General features: G+C 62.6%; 16 protein-coding genes. 13 read left to right on the forward strand and 3 right to left on the reverse strand.

The window, feature by feature from the left end; genetic code table 11:
* The first annotated feature begins 23 nt into the window (after nucleotides 1–23).
* From ACZ46K_RS24040 to ACZ46K_RS24065, 6 genes are all read left to right on the forward strand, one after another.
* On the forward strand, nucleotides 24–2,363 hold the full coding sequence (locus tag ACZ46K_RS24040) for a xanthine dehydrogenase family protein molybdopterin-binding subunit (protein WP_464745155.1): 2,340 nt from the start codon (nucleotides 24–26) through the stop codon (nucleotides 2,361–2,363).
* A complete protein-coding gene (locus ACZ46K_RS24045; RefSeq protein ID WP_054809669.1) occupies nucleotides 2,360–3,235 on the forward strand; it encodes an FAD binding domain-containing protein in 876 nt (291 codons plus the stop codon). Before ACZ46K_RS24040 ends, ACZ46K_RS24045 begins: the two co-directional genes overlap by 4 nt.
* Complete coding sequence (locus tag ACZ46K_RS24050; RefSeq protein ID WP_464745157.1) at nucleotides 3,228–3,698, forward strand: (2Fe-2S)-binding protein; 471 nt, start codon at nucleotides 3,228–3,230, stop codon at nucleotides 3,696–3,698. The genes ACZ46K_RS24045 and ACZ46K_RS24050 overlap by 8 nt, the downstream gene beginning before the upstream one ends.
* A gap of 29 nt (nucleotides 3,699–3,727) precedes the next feature.
* Nucleotides 3,728–4,420 carry an SRPBCC family protein gene (locus tag ACZ46K_RS24055; RefSeq protein ID WP_054809667.1) on the forward strand — a complete coding sequence of 231 codons (693 nt, stop codon included), beginning with the start codon at nucleotides 3,728–3,730 and terminating at the stop codon, nucleotides 4,418–4,420.
* 93 nt (nucleotides 4,421–4,513) lie between these two features.
* Entirely contained in the window at nucleotides 4,514–5,350 is an 837-nt protein-coding gene (locus ACZ46K_RS24060; protein WP_464745159.1) for a mycofactocin-coupled SDR family oxidoreductase, read from the forward strand.
* A 217-nt stretch (nucleotides 5,351–5,567) separates the two neighbouring features.
* Entirely contained in the window at nucleotides 5,568–7,139 is a 1,572-nt protein-coding gene (locus ACZ46K_RS24065; RefSeq protein WP_054805113.1) for an ABC transporter substrate-binding protein, read from the forward strand.
* A 57-nt stretch (nucleotides 7,140–7,196) separates the two neighbouring features.
* Here ACZ46K_RS24065 and ACZ46K_RS24070 read toward each other — a convergent pair whose 3' ends face one another.
* Nucleotides 7,197–7,772, reverse strand: coding sequence for a TetR/AcrR family transcriptional regulator (locus ACZ46K_RS24070; RefSeq protein ID WP_054805104.1), 576 nt, complete (start codon nucleotides 7,770–7,772; stop codon nucleotides 7,197–7,199).
* 91 nt (nucleotides 7,773–7,863) lie between these two features.
* Between ACZ46K_RS24070 and ACZ46K_RS24075 the strand changes: the two genes are divergently transcribed.
* From ACZ46K_RS24075 to ACZ46K_RS24085, 3 genes are read left to right on the forward strand one after another with little or no spacing between them, the layout of a single operon-like run.
* On the forward strand, nucleotides 7,864–8,448 hold the full coding sequence (locus ACZ46K_RS24075) for an NADPH-dependent FMN reductase (RefSeq protein ID WP_054713509.1): 585 nt from the start codon (nucleotides 7,864–7,866) through the stop codon (nucleotides 8,446–8,448).
* Nucleotides 8,445–9,869: a DHA2 family efflux MFS transporter permease subunit gene (locus ACZ46K_RS24080; RefSeq protein ID WP_054805103.1), complete on the forward strand. Its 1,425-nt coding sequence runs from the start codon at nucleotides 8,445–8,447 to the stop codon at nucleotides 9,867–9,869. The genes ACZ46K_RS24075 and ACZ46K_RS24080 overlap by 4 nt, the downstream gene beginning before the upstream one ends.
* 1 nt (nucleotide 9,870) lies before the next feature.
* Nucleotides 9,871–10,836: a zinc-binding dehydrogenase gene (locus tag ACZ46K_RS24085; protein WP_464745161.1), complete on the forward strand. Its 966-nt coding sequence runs from the start codon at nucleotides 9,871–9,873 to the stop codon at nucleotides 10,834–10,836.
* A 25-nt stretch (nucleotides 10,837–10,861) separates the two neighbouring features.
* On the opposite strand, the gene ACZ46K_RS24090 is transcribed toward ACZ46K_RS24085, so the two are convergent.
* Together ACZ46K_RS24090 and ACZ46K_RS24095 are read right to left on the reverse strand one after the other, a co-directional pair.
* Nucleotides 10,862–12,628, reverse strand: coding sequence for an oleate hydratase (locus tag ACZ46K_RS24090; protein WP_464745163.1), 1,767 nt, complete (start codon nucleotides 12,626–12,628; stop codon nucleotides 10,862–10,864).
* A gap of 18 nt (nucleotides 12,629–12,646) precedes the next feature.
* Nucleotides 12,647–13,501, reverse strand: coding sequence for a 3-hydroxyacyl-CoA dehydrogenase (locus ACZ46K_RS24095; protein ID WP_054805102.1), 855 nt, complete (start codon nucleotides 13,499–13,501; stop codon nucleotides 12,647–12,649).
* A 512-nt stretch (nucleotides 13,502–14,013) separates the two neighbouring features.
* On the opposite strand from ACZ46K_RS24095, the gene ACZ46K_RS24100 reads away from it, so the two are divergent.
* The 4 genes from ACZ46K_RS24100 to ACZ46K_RS24115 all read left to right on the forward strand — a co-directional run bounded on the left by ACZ46K_RS24100 (nucleotide 14,014) and on the right by ACZ46K_RS24115 (nucleotide 16,398).
* On the forward strand, nucleotides 14,014–14,415 hold the full coding sequence (locus tag ACZ46K_RS24100) for a mechanosensitive ion channel family protein (RefSeq protein ID WP_464745166.1): 402 nt from the start codon (nucleotides 14,014–14,016) through the stop codon (nucleotides 14,413–14,415).
* Nucleotides 14,412–14,630: a hypothetical protein gene (locus ACZ46K_RS24105; RefSeq protein WP_054805100.1), complete on the forward strand. Its 219-nt coding sequence runs from the start codon at nucleotides 14,412–14,414 to the stop codon at nucleotides 14,628–14,630. The genes ACZ46K_RS24100 and ACZ46K_RS24105 overlap by 4 nt, the downstream gene beginning before the upstream one ends.
* A 397-nt stretch (nucleotides 14,631–15,027) precedes the next feature.
* Nucleotides 15,028–16,017: a linear amide C-N hydrolase gene (locus ACZ46K_RS24110; RefSeq protein ID WP_054809665.1), complete on the forward strand. Its 990-nt coding sequence runs from the start codon at nucleotides 15,028–15,030 to the stop codon at nucleotides 16,015–16,017.
* 78 nt (nucleotides 16,018–16,095) lie between these two features.
* Nucleotides 16,096–16,398 carry a hypothetical protein gene (locus ACZ46K_RS24115; protein WP_054805099.1) on the forward strand — a complete coding sequence of 101 codons (303 nt, stop codon included), beginning with the start codon at nucleotides 16,096–16,098 and terminating at the stop codon, nucleotides 16,396–16,398.
* Nucleotides 16,399–16,595 lie beyond the last annotated feature (197 nt).

Genomic DNA, 16,595 nt, shown 5'->3' on the forward strand with positions numbered 1-16,595 from the left:
CAACCTCGAGTGCGAGCAGTCCGATGACCATCATCGAGGAGACGGGCAATTCGGTCGGCGTCCGCATTCCACGAATCGAGGATGCTCGTTTGCTCACCGGCGCAGGCATATTCGTTGACGATATTACTCGACCCGGCATGCTACATGCGTGCTTCGTGCGCAGCCCCTATGCTCGCGCACGAATTCTCGATGTCGACATATCCGAAGCTCTCGCTATCGCCGGCGTCACCGCAATATATCTTGCGGCAGACCTGAATTCCGACGTACACGAGTTCAGGTACACAGCAGAACGTGTCGCTGATCGTCTGATCCGTGTACCACTTGCGGAGGGCGAGGTCCGGTTCGTCGGAGATCCGGTCGCCCTCATCATCGCCGCCGATCGCTATGTCGCGGAGGATGCAGCCGAGCGAGTCCTCATCGAATACGAGCCGCTGACTCCGGTAGTCGATTACGAAACATCCTATGAGAACACCGAACTCGTGCACTCGTATGCGCCATGCAATCTGGCGGGTGAACTCTCCGGTAGACCGTTGTCGGAGTTGGAGCCCCTCTTCGACAGTGCCGCGCATGTCGTCGAGCAGACTGTGCACCAGCAGGCCCACATGCCCATGCCGATGGAAACGCGAGGAGTGGTCGCGGAATGGTCGGCAGCAGCGGGCGACATGACGGTCTGGACGTCCACTCAGGCACCACATGAAGTGCGATTGGTATGCGCACGGGTCCTCGGAATCGATGAGCACCACGTGCGAGTGATCGTCCGGGATACAGGGGGCGGATTCGGGCAGAAGGTGGTACCGCAGCGCGAGGAAATCTGCATCATGCTGGCCGCAAGGAAGGCCGGGGCCACACTCAAGTGGATCGAAGATCGGCAAGAGCATCTGATGTCTGCAGGAATGGCCCGCCAGGAACATGGGACAGGGCGCTTCGCGTTCGACGCCGACGGAACGCTCCTTGCCGCCGACCTCGAGTATGTGCAGAACGTGGGCGCCTACCCGGTCACACCTCCGATGACCGCAGGCGGGGTTGTCGGCATGCTGTTCCCCGGACCGTACCGAGTTCCTGCGGCCACATTCAGAACGAAACTGATGTATTCCAACACAGTTGGACGTACTGCCTATCGCGGGCCCTGGCAGTTCGAATCGATGGCGCGCGAGGTAGCGCTGGACACCGCGGCACGGAAGCTCGACATCGACCCGGTCGAACTCCGGAGGCTCAACCTGCTGCGAGTCGACGAATTGCCGGTATCGAACCCCAACGGTATGCCGTACTCCGATGCGACACCGCGTGAAACCTTCGAGCAGGCGCTCGACATCCTGGACTACCCGGCGTTCCGCCGCGAGCAGCATCTCGCACGCCAGGACGGTCGGTACATCGGAGTCGGCACATGCACATATCTCGAGCCCACAACTGGCGCTACCGCGTTCCACGCCACGGAGGGCGCCACCATTCGGATCGAACCGTCGGGCAAGGTCAACGTCTACGTTGCGGGTGGCTCATGCGGTAACAGCCTGGAGACCACGGTGGTCCAGTTGACCGCCGACGCGCTCGGTGTCGAGATCGGGGATGTCAACACGGTGCAAGGCGACACCGCGATCACTCCCTTCGGCGCCGGTACCGGCGGCAGCCGGTCGGGTTCGATGACCGCCGGCGCCGTGGCTCAGGCCGCGGGGGTCCTGCGTGAGCGGATTCTGGCTATCGCTGCGCACGCGTTCGAAGTCGACACCGATGACGTCGAATTCCGACAGGGCCGAGCCACAGTTCGAGGTGTGCCGAACCGGGAACTGAGCTTGGCCGACATCGCCGACATCGCCTACTTCCAAACTCTTACTCTCCCCTCGGACGTCCCCTCCGGCGTGGAGGTCAGCGAACGATACCGAGCACAGAGTCCACTGATCTGGGCCAACGCGACACACGTGTGCACGTGCGAAGTAGACATCGAAACGGGCGAGGTAACACTGTTGCGCTACATAGTAAGTGATGATTGTGGCCCCATGATCAATCCGAACGTGGTCGAAGGCCAGATCTACGGCGGTACGGTTCAAGGAATAGGTGGCGCTCTCTACGAGCATCTTGCCTACGACGACACCGGAAACCCGATCACCACAACCTTCATGGACTATCTACTCCCCACGGCCAATGAGGTCCCGGTGATCGAGTTGGGGCACATCGAAACTCCTGGTCCGGGCCCAGGTGGCCACAAGGGTGTAGGCGAAGGTGGAGCGATCGGCTCGGCTCCTGCCGTGGTCAATGCTGTCGTCGATGCGCTGGCGCCGTTCGGTGTCGAGGTCGATCACCTGCCGTTGAGCCCGGCCACGATCATCGCCATGCTCGACTCCTCCCGAACCTCGGCGGCGAACACATGAAACCTTCGGCATTCGAATACCATCGGCCGACCACACCCGAGGAGGCTGCCGAACTCCTGACAGAGTTCGGGGACGACGCCAAGCTCATTGCGGGTGGCCAGAGCTTGATGCCGATGCTCAACCTTCGGCTGGCCGCGTTCGAGCACTTGATCGATATCAGAGGACTCACCGATCTTGCCGGAATAACGCATGATTCGGACTCCATAGTTATCGGTGCAACGACGAACCAGGCCACAGTTGGCTTGTCCACCACCGTCCTCGAGTCAGTACCGTTGCTCTCCCGAGCCACCCCGCTGATCGGACACTTCCCGATCCGCAATCGCGGCACACTCGGTGGTTCCGTGGCTCACGCAGACGCTGCTGCGGAATACCCTGCGGTAGCGTTGACTCTCGATGCCGAACTCGAGGCGCTGTCCTCGAGCGGCCGACGAACCATACCGGCTTCCGAGTTCTTCACCGGGATGTGGACCACAGCCTTGCGCGACGACGAAATTCTCACAAAGGTCACCTTCCCCGTCCGGGAAGGACGATGCGGGTTCGCAATCAATGAATTCTCACGCCGCAAAGGCGACTTCGCCATGGCAGGAGCCTGCGTAGCGGTGAAGATCGACGACAGTTCGCGAGTCGAAAGCTGCAGCATAGGACTCTTCGGCCTGGGGTCGATACCGATGCGGGCAACCTCGACGGAGCGCTCCCTGGTCGGTTGCTCGATCGACGACCTGCAGGTGCGCGACGTCGGCCACGCGGCGGTGTCCGACCTGGAGTCGGTTCCTGCCGACCTGCACGGCTCCGCTGCGTACCGCACACGCGTCGGGGCAACCATGGTGGCACGCGCGTTGAAGAGCGCTCTCGAGGAGGCAATCGATGACTGACGTCGATATTACGATCGAGGTCAACGGCACGGTGAGGCGCTCGTCCGTCCCGCCCCGGCTGACGCTGGCCGACTTCTTACGGGTCAACTGTGGATTGACCGGGACCCACGTGGGTTGCGAGCACGGCGTCTGTGGCGCGTGCACGGTCTTGATGGACGGTGAGGCCGTACGGGCATGCCTTGTCTTCGCAGTCCAGGCCGACGGCACCTGCATCACCACCGTCGAGGGCATCGCCTCTCCCGACGGCACGCTCGCACCCATCCAGGAAGCCTTCCGCAAACACCACGGTCTCCAATGTGGTTTCTGCACACCAGGGTTCATTGTCACTGCCACGGCACTGTTGCGGGACAATCCCGACCCGACGGACGAAGAGATTCGCGACGGAATTTCCGGAAGCATCTGCCGCTGCACCGGCTATCAAGGGATTGTGGCCGCCATCCGTGCAGCGTCGGCAACCACCTGACCGTCGATGCGTCTACCACAAGGATCGATATGAAACTCGAGAACACCTTCTGCATCGCTGTCCCCGTCGACGAGTCCTGGCCTGTATTGCTCGATATCGAAAGAGTCGCTCCCTGCGTTCCCGGAGCTACCATCACGTCCCATGACGGCGACAAGTATTCCGGCAATATCAAGGTCAAAGTGGGCCCTATCGCCTTGAAATATGGCGGCATCATCGAACTACGTTCGAAGGATGAGGCCGCCAAGGTCGTGGTCTTCGAAGGTAGCGGTCGAGAGGCCCGTGGAAACGGTACGGCGAGCGCGGTGATTACGTGTCGCATGTCCGAGTCGGACGGACGTACCGATGTTTTCGTCGAGACCGAACTCGACATCACCGGAAAGCCCGCGCAGTTCGGACGTGGAGCGCTTGCCGAGGTGTCCAACAAGCTCATCGGGCAGTTCGCCGCGAATCTCGCAGAACAGATCCTTGTGTCTGCAGGAACTTCGAACGTCGATGCCTCGGAGAGCATAGGCCCGAACCCATCGGACGGTACCGAGCCGGCAGACGTGAAAACAAGCAACACCTCTAACCCCATCGCAGGCCGCACTGCTACTGCACCGCCGATAGATCTCCTCAATATCGGCGGCCGACGCAGCCGTCTCACCCGAGTGCTCATCCCCGCAGCGGCGGTGGTATTGGCGGTCCCCCTGTTGGTTCGGTGGCGTCACCGCACTTCTGCCTGACTCTCGGATTCTCGCGTTGATCGGCCGAATGCGCCCATTCGGCCGGAACGAGCGACTCAGCGGAGCCGCTCATGAACAGAAATGAGGCACAACATGTCAGGAAAACTCGAAGGAAAAGTAGCCTTCATCACCGGTGCGGGCCGCGGTCAAGGACGAAGCCACGCCGTCCGTATGGCCGAAGAAGGCGCAGACATCATCGCGGTCGACGTCTGCAAGCAACTCGACGGCGTCAAGATCGCCATGTCGACGCCCGATGATCTCGCCGAAACAGCCAACCAGGTCGAGGCGTTGGGCCGCCGCATCCATGCCGTCGAAGCGGACGTGCGCGACGAAGACGTCATGACAGAAGTTGTACGGGAGGGCGTCGAAAAGTTCGGCCGCCTCGATGTCGTCGTGGCCAATGCAGGGTTGGCCAGCGAAGGCGCGACCCTCGACGAGATGACCCAGAAGGCATGGCGCGACATGATCGACGTCAACCTGACCGGCGTATGGACCACCACGAAGGTGGCCACTCCCCATATCGTGGCCGGCGGCCGAGGAGGATCGATCATCTTGACCAGTTCCGTCGGCGGCTTGCGCGGCGCGCGGCATATCGGCCACTACATCGCGGCGAAGCACGGCGTCATCGGCCTGATGCGCACACTGGCGTTGGAACTGGGCGACAAGCGCATTCGTGTGAACACGTTGTGCCCCACCAATGTGGGCACACCGATGCTCCTCAATGACGAAACCTACCGACTCTTTCTACCCGACCTGCCGAACCCGACGAAGGAGGACTTCGCCAAGGTCGCTCAGACGGGCCAGATCCTGCCGACACCGTGGGTCGAGCCAGAGGACATCAGCGCGGCGGCACTGTTTCTCGCGTCCGACGATGCTCGCTTCATCACCGGCGTCGCCCTACCCATCGACGCTGGATCGTTGCTCAGATAGGGACCTACAGAGCAGGGGTACTCCGAACGCGCCGACCCGTTCTACCCCACGTCGCGTCGTGATCGGTCGCTGATGCACCTGCATCGGCGACCGATCGTTCGGATCTCCGGCAGCACACAGAGCACTCGATCAGCGCTCGGTTCAAAGCGACCGAGAACGTTCCGCCGTCCGCTTCACCCACATGACTCATTTGTGCGTCAAGTCCGAGAGGTCGATCATGCGCCGAATCTCACCGTATCCGAAGCTCGTCTCAGCACTGTGCAGCAGTGCGTTGCTCCTTTTCGTAGCGGCCTGCGGAGGCAGCACCCCGGACAGCGAATCCGGAGGCGAGGACGGTAGTCCCGTAGCCGGCGGATCGATGACGATCATGCAGGCTGCCGAACCCCCGTCCCTGGACCCGGCGTCGATGTCCAATGTCTTCGCATTTCACCCCGCATTGGGTAACGCGCTGTACGGGACATTGATGATCAACGACCCCGAGACGTTCGACATCGAGTACAAGATGGCCACCGACTTCTCGTCCTCCGACGGAGGCATCACCTACAACCTGGCGCTCCGGCCCGGTCTGATGTTCACCGACGGCACCCCGCTGGACGCCGCAGCCGTCAAGTTCAATTGGGATCGCCTGCGCGACCCCAGTATCGGTTCGACCTCGACCAGGCAAGCGGTCCAGGTTGCCGACACCGAGGTCATCGATGCCACGAATCTGAAGGTCACGATGGTGGCACCGAACCCGCATTTCGCGGAATCACTCGTTGCCGGCGCGCTGAATTGGATCGCGTCACCGGCCGCCCTACAGAAGGGGCGGCAAGCCTTCGACGAGAACCCGGTCGGTGCCGGACCGTTCACATTGGTCGACTGGACCCGCCAAAGCGCCATCGAGCTGGAGAAGAACCCCGACTACTGGGACGCGCCCAAACCCTATCTCGACCGCCTCACGATCAAGGGCGTTCACGACACCAACCAGCGCATCAATGCCATGACCACCGGCGCCGCAGACCTGTCTCTGGAGTCGACCATGGCCAATATCAACATGGCTCGTGAGGCCGGGCTCCAGACCGAAACCCTGCCCACCGGCGGCGGCCAGATGATCGGAATGAACGAGCGTCGGGCCCCGTTCGACGATGTGCGCGCCCGCCGTGCCGTGAGATTGGCTTTGGATCTCGATGCGCTCAACACCGTCGTGTACAACGGCGAAGGTGAAGTCCCCGAGACCTTCTTTCCCGAACAATCACCCTTCTTCAGCGACGTCGCCTTCCAGGAATCGGACCCCGACGAAGCCCAACGACTGTTCGACGAACTGGCCGCAGAAGGCACGCCTGTCCGCTTCTCCTTCGCTTCCTTCCCCACCACTGATTCCAGGATTCTCGCCGAAGGTGTGCAGGCGCAGCTGAGTGCGTACGACAACGTCGAGGTGGGTGTCGACATGCTCGACGCCGCGACGGCCACCACGCGGCTCACTACCGGCGACTTCGACATGATCATCACCGCCACAATCGTCCAGGACCCCGATTTCGCGCTGTGGACCGCGCTGCATTCCCAATCGACGGGCAACTTCACAGGCACCAACGATCCCGAACTCGACGCAGCACTCGATACCGGACGCATCAGTGAGGCGTTCGATGACCGCAAGGCCGCCTACGACACCGTGCAGGAACGCTTGATCGAGGTGATCCCGGGCATCTGGTACGTCCGTGCAATTCCCTCGGTCATGTACAGCAACGACGTCCATGGCGTCGAGTTGTACACGCTCGGCTCGCCTCTGCCAGAGGAGCTGTGGATCGACTGACAACATTGTGTGGATCTGGGCCCGGAATCCGGGCTCAGATCCACACTTTGTGCTGGATCAATCGCAATAGCCGTGCAGGAAGACCCGCACGCCCGCGCGCACATGCTCTTCGGTCGAACGCCCCCCGCCCGAGGTGTCCCGGCCGATCAATGCCATCAGATGGAACGCGGCGAGCATCGGGTCGTCGAGGTTCAGCCCGTCCAGCTTCTCGAGACGATCGGCGAGGTGCCGGCGCACGCGTAGCGGCCCGGCGTCTCTCCATGCGTCGATGGCAGCGGGCGGAATGTGGTCGATGTCGGCCTGTATCTGACGGACGAGAGCGAAGTGGGTGACGTACTCCTCGTCCCACACCAGGGCAACGCCCAGGTCCGTGAGGTCATCCTCGAGGTCGGTGACCTTACGCAGGTAGTTGTCGATCGCGGACATGTGCCCGGCCGCGACGCGATCGGAGCTTGCGGTGATGACAGCCTGGAAGAGCGTCGCCTTGTCGCCGAAATGGTTGTAGATCGTCCGCGTCGAGACTCCCGCTTCTTTGGCGATCACGTCGATGCCGGCCCGCGTGTAACCGTCGCGGGCGAACACCTCGAGCGCCCCGGTCAGAATCGATTCTCGCTTGTCAGCACGTAACGCCATGGTCCACACCTTAGTAAGTACAACACCTATTGCACTTTATACATTACCCGTTGTACTTTACTTGTGCACCCAACGACCGAGGAGACACCGCATGACACGGATAGCCATCATCGTCGGCAGCACCCGCCCCGGACGTCGCGCAGCAGCCGTGGCGCAGTGGGTCCACGAGGTCGCCCAGCAACACCGGCCGGACGACACCTACGACGTCATAGACCTACGCGACTACGACCTGCCGCACCTCGACGAGTCCGCGCCCGCGATCTTCGGCACGTACGAGAAGGAGCACACACGACGGTGGGCCGCGACGATCGGGGCGTACGACGGATTCGTCTTCGTCGCACCGGAATACAACCACTCCTTCCCCGGAGCATTGAAGGACGCCATCGACTTCCTGTTCGACGAATGGGCCGACAAGGCAGCAGGATTCGTCACGTACGGAGTCCAAGCCGGAGGGGTGCGGGCAGCCGAACACCTTCGGCTCGTACTGGCCGAGGTCAAGGTCGCGACCGTACGCACCCAGGTAGTACTGTCGCTGCACCACGACTTCGACATCACCGACCCACTGGAACCCGGAGCATTGATACCTGGGCAGCACCAGGAACCGGCGCTGACCGGCCTGATCGACGAGGTCTCCGCCTGGTCGGAAGCACTGAAATCGCTGCGAGTGCCCGCATGACCGCAGTCATCGGCCGGGCCGGGCAACGCGCGGCGGTTCGGCCGATGACCGTGACGCTGGTCGTCGTACTCAACATGCTGATGGTGGTGCTCGACACCACGATCGTCCACATCGCGATCGGCACCCTTGCCCGCGAGTTCCACGCCACGATGACCGACATCCAGTGGGTGACCACCGGATACGTCCTCGGGCTGGTCACCATCATCCCGATCACCGCCTGGGCGGTCGGACGCTTCGGCACCAAGCGGCTCTACCTCACCGCAATCATCTTGTTCGTGCTCGGCTCGGTCTTGTGCGCGTGCGCATGGGATGTGTGGTCGCTGGTGGTCTTTCGTGTAGTGCAGGGACTCGGTGGCGGCATGCTGATGCCGGTCGGCATGACCATCGTGCTCCGCGCAGCGGGCGAAGGCGAAAACGGTCGGCTCATGAGCATGCTCGGCATCCCACCTCTCATCGGGCCATTGATCGGCCCGGTACTGGGCGGCCTCCTCATCGACGCGGCATCGTGGCGTTGGATCTTCCTGATCAACGTTCCTGTCGGTCTCGTCGGCGTGCTACTCGCCGCCCGCCTTCTCCCCACCGACCCGACCCGCACTCGACGCAGCCTCGACTGGATCGGGCTCGCGTTGCTGTCATGCGGACTCGCAGTGTTGGTCTTCGGACTCACCGGCGGAGGAATCATGTTCGCCGCGCTCGGCGGCCTGTTCGGGGCCGGATTCGTCGTCCGGTCTCTCACGACCGACGAGCCGCTCATCGAACTCCGATTGTTCCGTCGCCGCAGACTCGCCGCGTCGGCTCTCACCCTCACGTTCGCGGCAGCGGCGTACTTCGGGTCCATGGTCCTGCTGCCGCTCTACTATCAGATGGTTCGCGGGGAGGACGCACACACCACCGGACTGCTGAGTATTCCGCAGGTTGTCGCGACCGGCCTCACGATGCAGGTGGCCACGCGCCTGGTCGATCGGGTTCCACCCGGCCGAGTCGTCGCGCTGGGCACGATCATTGCCCCCACCGGGGTTCTGCTCTTCGCCGTCCTCGTCTCTGCCGATACCCCGTATTGGCAGCTCATGGCCGCTATGTCGGTGATGGGCGTCGGCATCGGTATGACGCTCATGCCTGCTACTGCCGCGGGAACCCGCGGCCTCACCCACGACGAGGTGCCCTCCGCCAGCACCGGGCTGATGATCATTCAGCAGGTCGCGGTCGCGTTGGGCACTGCCGTGTTCTCGGCCGGGCTCGCGCGGTCCGTCACCGAGCGCCTGCCCGAGGTGCAGGATCTCGAGCAGGCCTTCCTACTTCCCGAGTCTTCCCTTCCTCTCCTGGCGGATGCTTTCCGTTCCACCTACCTGTGGGTGGCCGTAATATTGGCCGCTGCGCTTCTCCCCGCACTGCTCCTTCCACGCCGACGCATCGAGGTATGACATGCACGCAATACGACTGCACGCCTTCGGCGTTCCCGACAACCTGATCTACGAGTACCTTGCGGACCCTGTTCCAGGGCCCGGCGAAGTCCGTGTCGCGGTCGAAGCAGCCGGAGTACACACCATCGAGACGAAGATCCGGCGCGGCGAGACGGTGGGACCGCATCTGCCACCGACACTTCCGCTCGTGCCGGGCGGGGAGGTCGCCGGTACTGTCGATGCGGTCGGCGACGGCGTCGAGCCCACATGGATCGGTCGGAGAGTCGCTGCGCACCTCGACGGCCACGGCGGCTACGCCGAACTCGCCGTCGCTCGCGTGGAAAACCTCTACCCCATCCCCGACGACCTGTCCGCCGACGTCGCCGTCGCGATGGTCGGCACCGGTGCAACCACGCTGGGTCTACTGCACGCCACACAACCGACGGTCGACGATGCCGTCCTCGTCCTCTCTGCCGCCGGTGGCATCGGCACGCTGCTCGTCCAGAGCTTGCATCGTGAGGGCATTTTCGTCGTCGGGGCCGCCGGTGGTGCGACGAAGACCGCACAAGTGCGCGACAACGGTGCCGATATCGCGGTGGACTACAGCGATCCCGACTGGCCGGAGCGCCTTGCCTCTGCACCCCGGGTCAGCGTCGTGATGGACGGCGTCGGCGGCCGGATCGGGCGACAGGCTCTCGAACTTCTCGCCCCTGGTGGCCGGATCATCCTCTACGGGTGGGCATCCGGCTCACCCACCGAGATCGCAACCACCGACCTGATCTCCCGGCAACTCACAGCGACCTGGGCGCTGGGGCCACGCATGGTTCCGCCGGGCGGGTGGGACGCATTGCGCTCGACCTCCTTGGAGCGCGCTGCGACCGGGGAGTTCCGACCGCTGATCACACGCTTCCCTTTGTCGGAGGCCGCAGCAGCGCACGCGGCGGTGGAGGGCCGGACAGCGCGCGGGAAGGTGATCCTCACCGTCTGACCTCCACCTACCCGCGGTGCCCCAGTTACTCTCGGGTCAAGATGTGGTACTCGTGCAGCAATTGGCCGATCTCGTTCTCGTCGAGCTTCTTGCTCAGCCGTCGACGCATCAGCTTCGGCAGCGGTACGTTCTCTTCCTTCTTGTCGTTGAGGAAGTACGTTGCCTGCAGCAGCTTCCGGATGTCGTATGTCGATCCGAACACCTCGGGCACACCACGTTCGATGCCCAGCAACTCGTATGCAGCCTCCATTCCGGTGCGGACCGAGTACTCGGTGGTGAAGATGCAGTCGCGGGTGGTTTCCGCGAACTGCCCGAGGAAAGCGAAGTTGACGGCACCCTCCGGGACCACGTCCGGTCGGTCCCCCGCCTGACGCGGCATGAAGAACGAGGTGACGTAGGGCATCATTACCGGCACTGTCTTCGCGGCATTCGCTGCGAGCTCCGGGATGTCTCCGATCGGAACACCCATGTGGTACAGCCATTCCTGAGTGATCTCTTCGCCCGTGCACTCCTGCATCGGCTTCTTCACATAGTCGCCCGGAACGTCGACGAACAGCGAATACACCCACACGACTATCTGATCCTTGGGCTGCTGCTTGAAATGGGGCTGACGGTTCACTGTCCAGCTCATCAGCCACTTCGAATCCCGGGCGGTGACGATGCCTCCGGTGACGACACGTCCACTGAACGGATCCCGCTTACAGATCTTCTCGATGTACTCGGGGATACGTTCGTCGAGTGTCGTGACGGTCGCGGACTCCCATTTGGTTTCGGGGATGTGCGCACCGAACACGTCGGGGCGACCGAAGGCAGGATCCTTCTCTGCGATCCGACGCCACAGATCCCATGCCGGCGCGGGCCCCTCGTCGAGGCGCGCCGGTGTGTGGTGGTCGCCGTTGTTCGAATTCTCCGTCAGCGAGCCGATGGTGGTGAGCACGAGATCATCGAGACCCAGATCGACGCCGCCCTCGGCTCCGTCGGAGATCCAGTGGATACGCGTGGCCTGTTTCTTCTCGGGCGTGATCTCGAAATCGATGTCCGTGACCTCGGTGTCGAACCGGAAGTTCACACCCTGGTCGAGCAACCAGGTGTACAGCGGCAGCACGAGCGACTCGTACTGGTTGTACTTGGTGAATTTCAGGGTGCTCAGATCCGGTAGGCCACGGATGTGGTGGATGAACCGGTGCAGATACAGCTTGATCTCGAGCGCACTGTGCCATTCCTCGAACGCGAACATGGTGCGCCAGTACAGCCAGAAGTTGCTGTCGAGGAACTCGCGGCCGAATACTTCGTCGATGCGCTTGTTCTCGAGCTCCTCACGCGGCGTGAGGAACACCTTCATGATGTCCTTCTGCGCCTTCGAGCTCATATCGAACTTGAAGTCGGTGTGGGCGTCCTGCCCACGCTTCTCCGTGACGCGCTGAAGCGAATAGTTCGGGTCATCCTTGTTCAGCCAGTAGAACTCGTCGAGCACGCTGGCGTCGTCGACCTCGAGGGAGGGGACGGACCGGAACAGATCCCACAGACACTCGAAATGATCCTCCATCTCGCGCCCACCGCGGATGACGAACCCTTTCTTCGGCTCCTTGATTCCGTCGAGTGCACCGCCGGGCAACTTCAGCCGTTCGAGGATCGTGATCCGGTTGCCGGCCATCCTGCCGTCGCGGATCATGAATGCTGCCCCCGCCAACGAAGCCAGTCCCGAGCCGACGAACCACGCCGACTTGTCGTCCACACCCTCTGGCTTGCGTGGACGGGCGAATGCCTCGTAGTTGCCGCTGCTGTAGTACATCGCGCCTCAGTTCTCGTCTCAGGAGTATCGGTAGAAACCTTCGCCCGACGCGAGGCCGAGCTTGCCTTTGTCGATGTAGTTCTCCTTCAGCCACACCGCGAGTTTCTGCTGCTCATCGTCGCCGTTGGCCATGATGTTGTACGGGGTGGAGAGGCCGATGATGTCGTAGATCTGGAACGGTCCGATCGGCGCGCCCGTCGCGATCTTCCACGTCTTGTCCACTGCCTCAGGGTCGGCGTATCCGCCGGCAGCAAGCTGCGCAGCCGAAGAGAGGAAGGGCACGAGGAGCGAGTTCAGGACGTACCCGGCCTTCTCCTTGTGCAGTTCGATGGGCACCATGCCGATCTCGGTCGCGAATTCGACCACTGCTGCGAACACTGCCGGGTCCGTATCGGGAGTGCCCATGATCTCGGCTGTGTTGAATTGCCAGACCTGGTTCGCGAAGTGCAGCGCGAGAAACCGATCGGGGCGCCCGGTGGACTCCTTCAGGTCGCTCGGGAGTAGCGTCGACGAATTGGTCGCGAAGATGGTCTTCGACGGCGCTGCAGCCCCGATCTTCCCGTAGATCTCCTGCTTGAGTGACAGGATCTCCGGAACCGCTTCGACAACAAGGTCGGCGTTCGCCACTGATTCTTCTAGATCCGTTGTCAGTGTGAGTCTTTCGCGCGCTTCCCGAACAGCGTCCTCGGTGGCACCTGCGACGTCCCGCTTGTACGTCTCACCCAATCCGGCAAACCGCTCCCGTGCGCCGTCGAGCGCTTCATTGCTGATGTCGTAGGAGGTGATGTCGAATCCCTTGTATGCCGACTGGAACGCTATCTGGGACCCCAGAACGCCGGCACCGAGTACAGTGACTTTTCGAATTTCACTCATGCGTACCTCCTTGTGGACCTGCCGGGACTTCGCCGTCTCCGCCGGTCGGATGATTACCGCAGCCTCGTACAGTCGGCGGTTATCGAAGGGCGTCGGATACACCAACAAATCGAGATCCGGAATTCCGGACGGAAACCAGATGCGCAACGGATACTGGAACGATTCGCAATCTATCACAACAAACTCCGGTGTCGGCGGAATACTGAACTCGACGAAACCTCCGCTTGTACGTGGCCTCTGCCAGCGTCGAATCCACGGCACGACCAGCCACCTCCAACACCAATCTCGTCGTGTCGCACAAGCACGTGCGCACATTCCGGATTTCGTCCCGATGTGCACCCAGGGAGTTGACGGTGTCGAACAGGGCACAAGAATCGACGGTGCTGCGAGCGCTCGAAGGGGAGCCACCGATATGGACGGATGACCTCGCGTGCGCTCGGAGACACTCGAGCATCGGCACTCCGTCGCCCAGGTCGTCGCCTGGATCGCGTGCGATCTGCACGATCGCGTTCGTGAGCGTCTTGCGGAACCTCGGGCTACCGGTCACGGGCATCGTCGCGCCGGCCACGGCGATCGATTTCGGTGCGCAGCGCCTCGTGCAAGACCTCCTCGCCGGAGTCTTCATCATTGCGGAGAACCAGTACGCGTTCGGCGACACCGTCACCCTCACACTCACCGGAGCCAACACCACCGAGGGCACTGTCGAGGACGTTAGCCTGCGGGCCACCCAGCTGCGGTCGAACGACGGGGAGATGGTGACCGTCCCCAACGGCCAGATCATGAAGGCAACCAACCTGTCGAAGGACTGGGCACGCGCGGTGGCGGACGTGCCCGTGCCCCTCGGAGCGGACCTGAGCCGGATCAACGACATCCTGCGAGAGGCCGGGCAGCAACGTTCCTCGATGGCCGGATGAACAAGTTGCTGTTCGACGAACCGTCCCCCATGGGAGGCACCCGCCTCCAGCTCGACAAGGTGACAGTACGTATGGTCGCGCGCACCCTTCCGGGCAAACAGTTCGAAGTCGGTCGCGACCTGCGCCGACGCATCATCAGCGCCTTCGCTCGGGCCGGCATCGCCCGCGTGCCGGAGAACAACGACACCGAGAGTTCTCGCGAGGGCACAGCGTGACCACCGACCCTCACGACGACGGCCCACCGGAAACCGCCGCGACCGAGCCTGCCACCGGACAGACGTTGTGGAGTCGCATTCCACGGCGGCTCTTCGGTGACGCCGACATCGACCCCCCTCCGTGCCGACAACGTCGCCCAGCGACCGATGACGCGCTGAAATTCACCCCTCGATCTAACCCTCCCCCGCGACCGAGACGGTTCATCCGCAGGAGAAGAGTGATAGAAAACTCTGGGAGACCATTCGAGAAGGAGTTTCTATTCGCCACGGGACGATAGTGCAGAACCCACTGTTTCAACACGACACCTGAATACACCATTGCCGAGAAATGCGCGCTGGACACGTCATCGACATACCGCAGCCTCGGGAACCGTACTCGTCCTGGAAAGGCAAAAGAATGTGCACTCGAGTCGTCTGGAACGAACCCTCCGGTGGTGTGCTTGTCGGCCGCAACATGGACTACCACCGCGATACCGGGACGAACCTGTGGTCGCTTCCTCGCGGTGTCGAACGCAACGACGGTGTCGGAGGAAACCTGGCCTGGAGGGCGAAGTACGGCAGCGTCGTGGCGGGAGCCTACGACATGATGACCGTCGATGGTATGAACGAGGAGGGTTTGGCAGGGCACATCCTCTGGCTCACCGAATCCACTTACGGCACATATGACAACAGCAAACCCGGACTCAGCATGGCCGTCTGGATGCAGTATTTCCTCGACAACTTCGCGACAGTCGACGAGGCAGTGTCGTGGATCGACCGCACAGGCGTACAGGTAGTGCCGCTGGGCGACCCAGCTACCGGTGAAGTCCCGGCAGTGCACTTGGCCCTGGACGACGCGACCGGAGACTCTGCGGTCATCGAGTACCTCGATGGCAAGGCCGTGATCTGGCACAGCCGCGACCACGTCGTCATGACCAACTCCCCCACCTACGACAAACAGATCGACTTGCTGAGGCAGATCGAGGGTTTCGGGGGTGACAAGCCGATCCCCGGCACCGATTCTGCATCCGACAGGTTTGCCCGCGCCGCACATTACGTCGGCCGCCTACCGGATCCGGAGAACCCGGTCGAGGCCGTCGCAGGAATCCTCAGCGTCATGCGCAATGCAGCGCAGCCATTCCGAACACCGGCTCCAGGAAAACCCTATGTTTCGCAGACGATCTGGCAGACCGTTGCCGATCTGACCAACAAGCGATACGTGTTCGAGTCGACCACCCGACCCAACATCGTGTGGGTCGATCTGGACGATCTCGACTTCAGCGAGGGTGCGCGGGCGGGCAAGCTGGATCTTCTCAGCGACACCGCACTACAAGGTGGCCTTGCCGGTGAGGTGTCGGGCCACTTCGAGAAGAGCGACCCGATGCAGTTCCTCACACTCCCGTCCTGAACCACCACTGCGGACACCTCCTGCCCGCAGTGTCGGCGTCGAACCGATTTTTCGGCGGATCGGGGGTCGCGTGGGCAGGTGGGGGCGTGCTGCGGTGGTCGCGGTTGCGTCGTTCTGCGGACCAGCGCCGGCACCAGGGGTCGACGACACCACCGAGGCCCCCGCCTCGACGACCCGCACCCCACGCATCGTCGACGACTCGGCCGCCCCGACATCACCTTCGGCGACGACGAGTGCACATATGTACTCGCGACCGATTTCGGTGTCGTCTTCTTCAATCGCCCCTATCACAAGGACCATACGGGCCCGGTCCCGCAAGGTGAGGGGTGGGCGGGACTGGACGATTTCGTCGCGGCAATCGAACCGCTACTCGACGCTTGAATGAAGCATCCATCGACCAGGTTCATCGAAGCCTCACCCAGCTCCGCGACGCGTTCGCTTCCGGCGGCGAAGCCTCCTCGAAGCCGAATTCTATTGGACGCGGCAACTCCAGACCATCAACTCCGACGCCGACACGTAGCCATCGCCCTTTCCGCACGGGAATCATGGTGGGACCGGTTGTGCTAGCGTCGAACCGA

This window comes from Rhodococcus sp. JCM 9793 (assembly GCF_055380405.1).

Bases quoted from the DNA above. Each gene is read 5' to 3' on its own strand.
- ACZ46K_RS24060 (WP_464745159.1), top strand. From the start codon at position 4,514: ATGTCAGGAAAACTCGAAGGAAAAGTAGCCTTCATCACCGGTGCGGGC.
- ACZ46K_RS24050 (WP_464745157.1), top strand. From the start codon at position 3,228: ATGACTGACGTCGATATTACGATCGAGGTCAACGGCACGGTGAGGCGC.
- ACZ46K_RS24085 (WP_464745161.1), top strand. From the start codon at position 9,871: ATGCACGCAATACGACTGCACGCCTTCGGCGTTCCCGACAACCTGATC.
- ACZ46K_RS24055 (WP_054809667.1), top strand. From the start codon at position 3,728: ATGAAACTCGAGAACACCTTCTGCATCGCTGTCCCCGTCGACGAGTCC.
- ACZ46K_RS24095 (WP_054805102.1), bottom strand. From the start codon at position 13,501: ATGAGTGAAATTCGAAAAGTCACTGTACTCGGTGCCGGCGTTCTGGGG.
- ACZ46K_RS24075 (WP_054713509.1), top strand. From the start codon at position 7,864: ATGACACGGATAGCCATCATCGTCGGCAGCACCCGCCCCGGACGTCGC.
- ACZ46K_RS24110 (WP_054809665.1), top strand. From the start codon at position 15,028: ATGTGCACTCGAGTCGTCTGGAACGAACCCTCCGGTGGTGTGCTTGTC.
- ACZ46K_RS24080 (WP_054805103.1), top strand. From the start codon at position 8,445: ATGACCGCAGTCATCGGCCGGGCCGGGCAACGCGCGGCGGTTCGGCCG.
- ACZ46K_RS24070 (WP_054805104.1), bottom strand. From the start codon at position 7,772: ATGGCGTTACGTGCTGACAAGCGAGAATCGATTCTGACCGGGGCGCTC.
- ACZ46K_RS24040 (WP_464745155.1), top strand. From the start codon at position 24: ATGACCATCATCGAGGAGACGGGCAATTCGGTCGGCGTCCGCATTCCA.
- ACZ46K_RS24105 (WP_054805100.1), top strand. From the start codon at position 14,412: ATGAACAAGTTGCTGTTCGACGAACCGTCCCCCATGGGAGGCACCCGC.
- ACZ46K_RS24090 (WP_464745163.1), bottom strand. From the start codon at position 12,628: ATGTACTACAGCAGCGGCAACTACGAGGCATTCGCCCGTCCACGCAAG.
- ACZ46K_RS24065 (WP_054805113.1), top strand. From the start codon at position 5,568: ATGCGCCGAATCTCACCGTATCCGAAGCTCGTCTCAGCACTGTGCAGC.
- ACZ46K_RS24045 (WP_054809669.1), top strand. From the start codon at position 2,360: ATGAAACCTTCGGCATTCGAATACCATCGGCCGACCACACCCGAGGAG.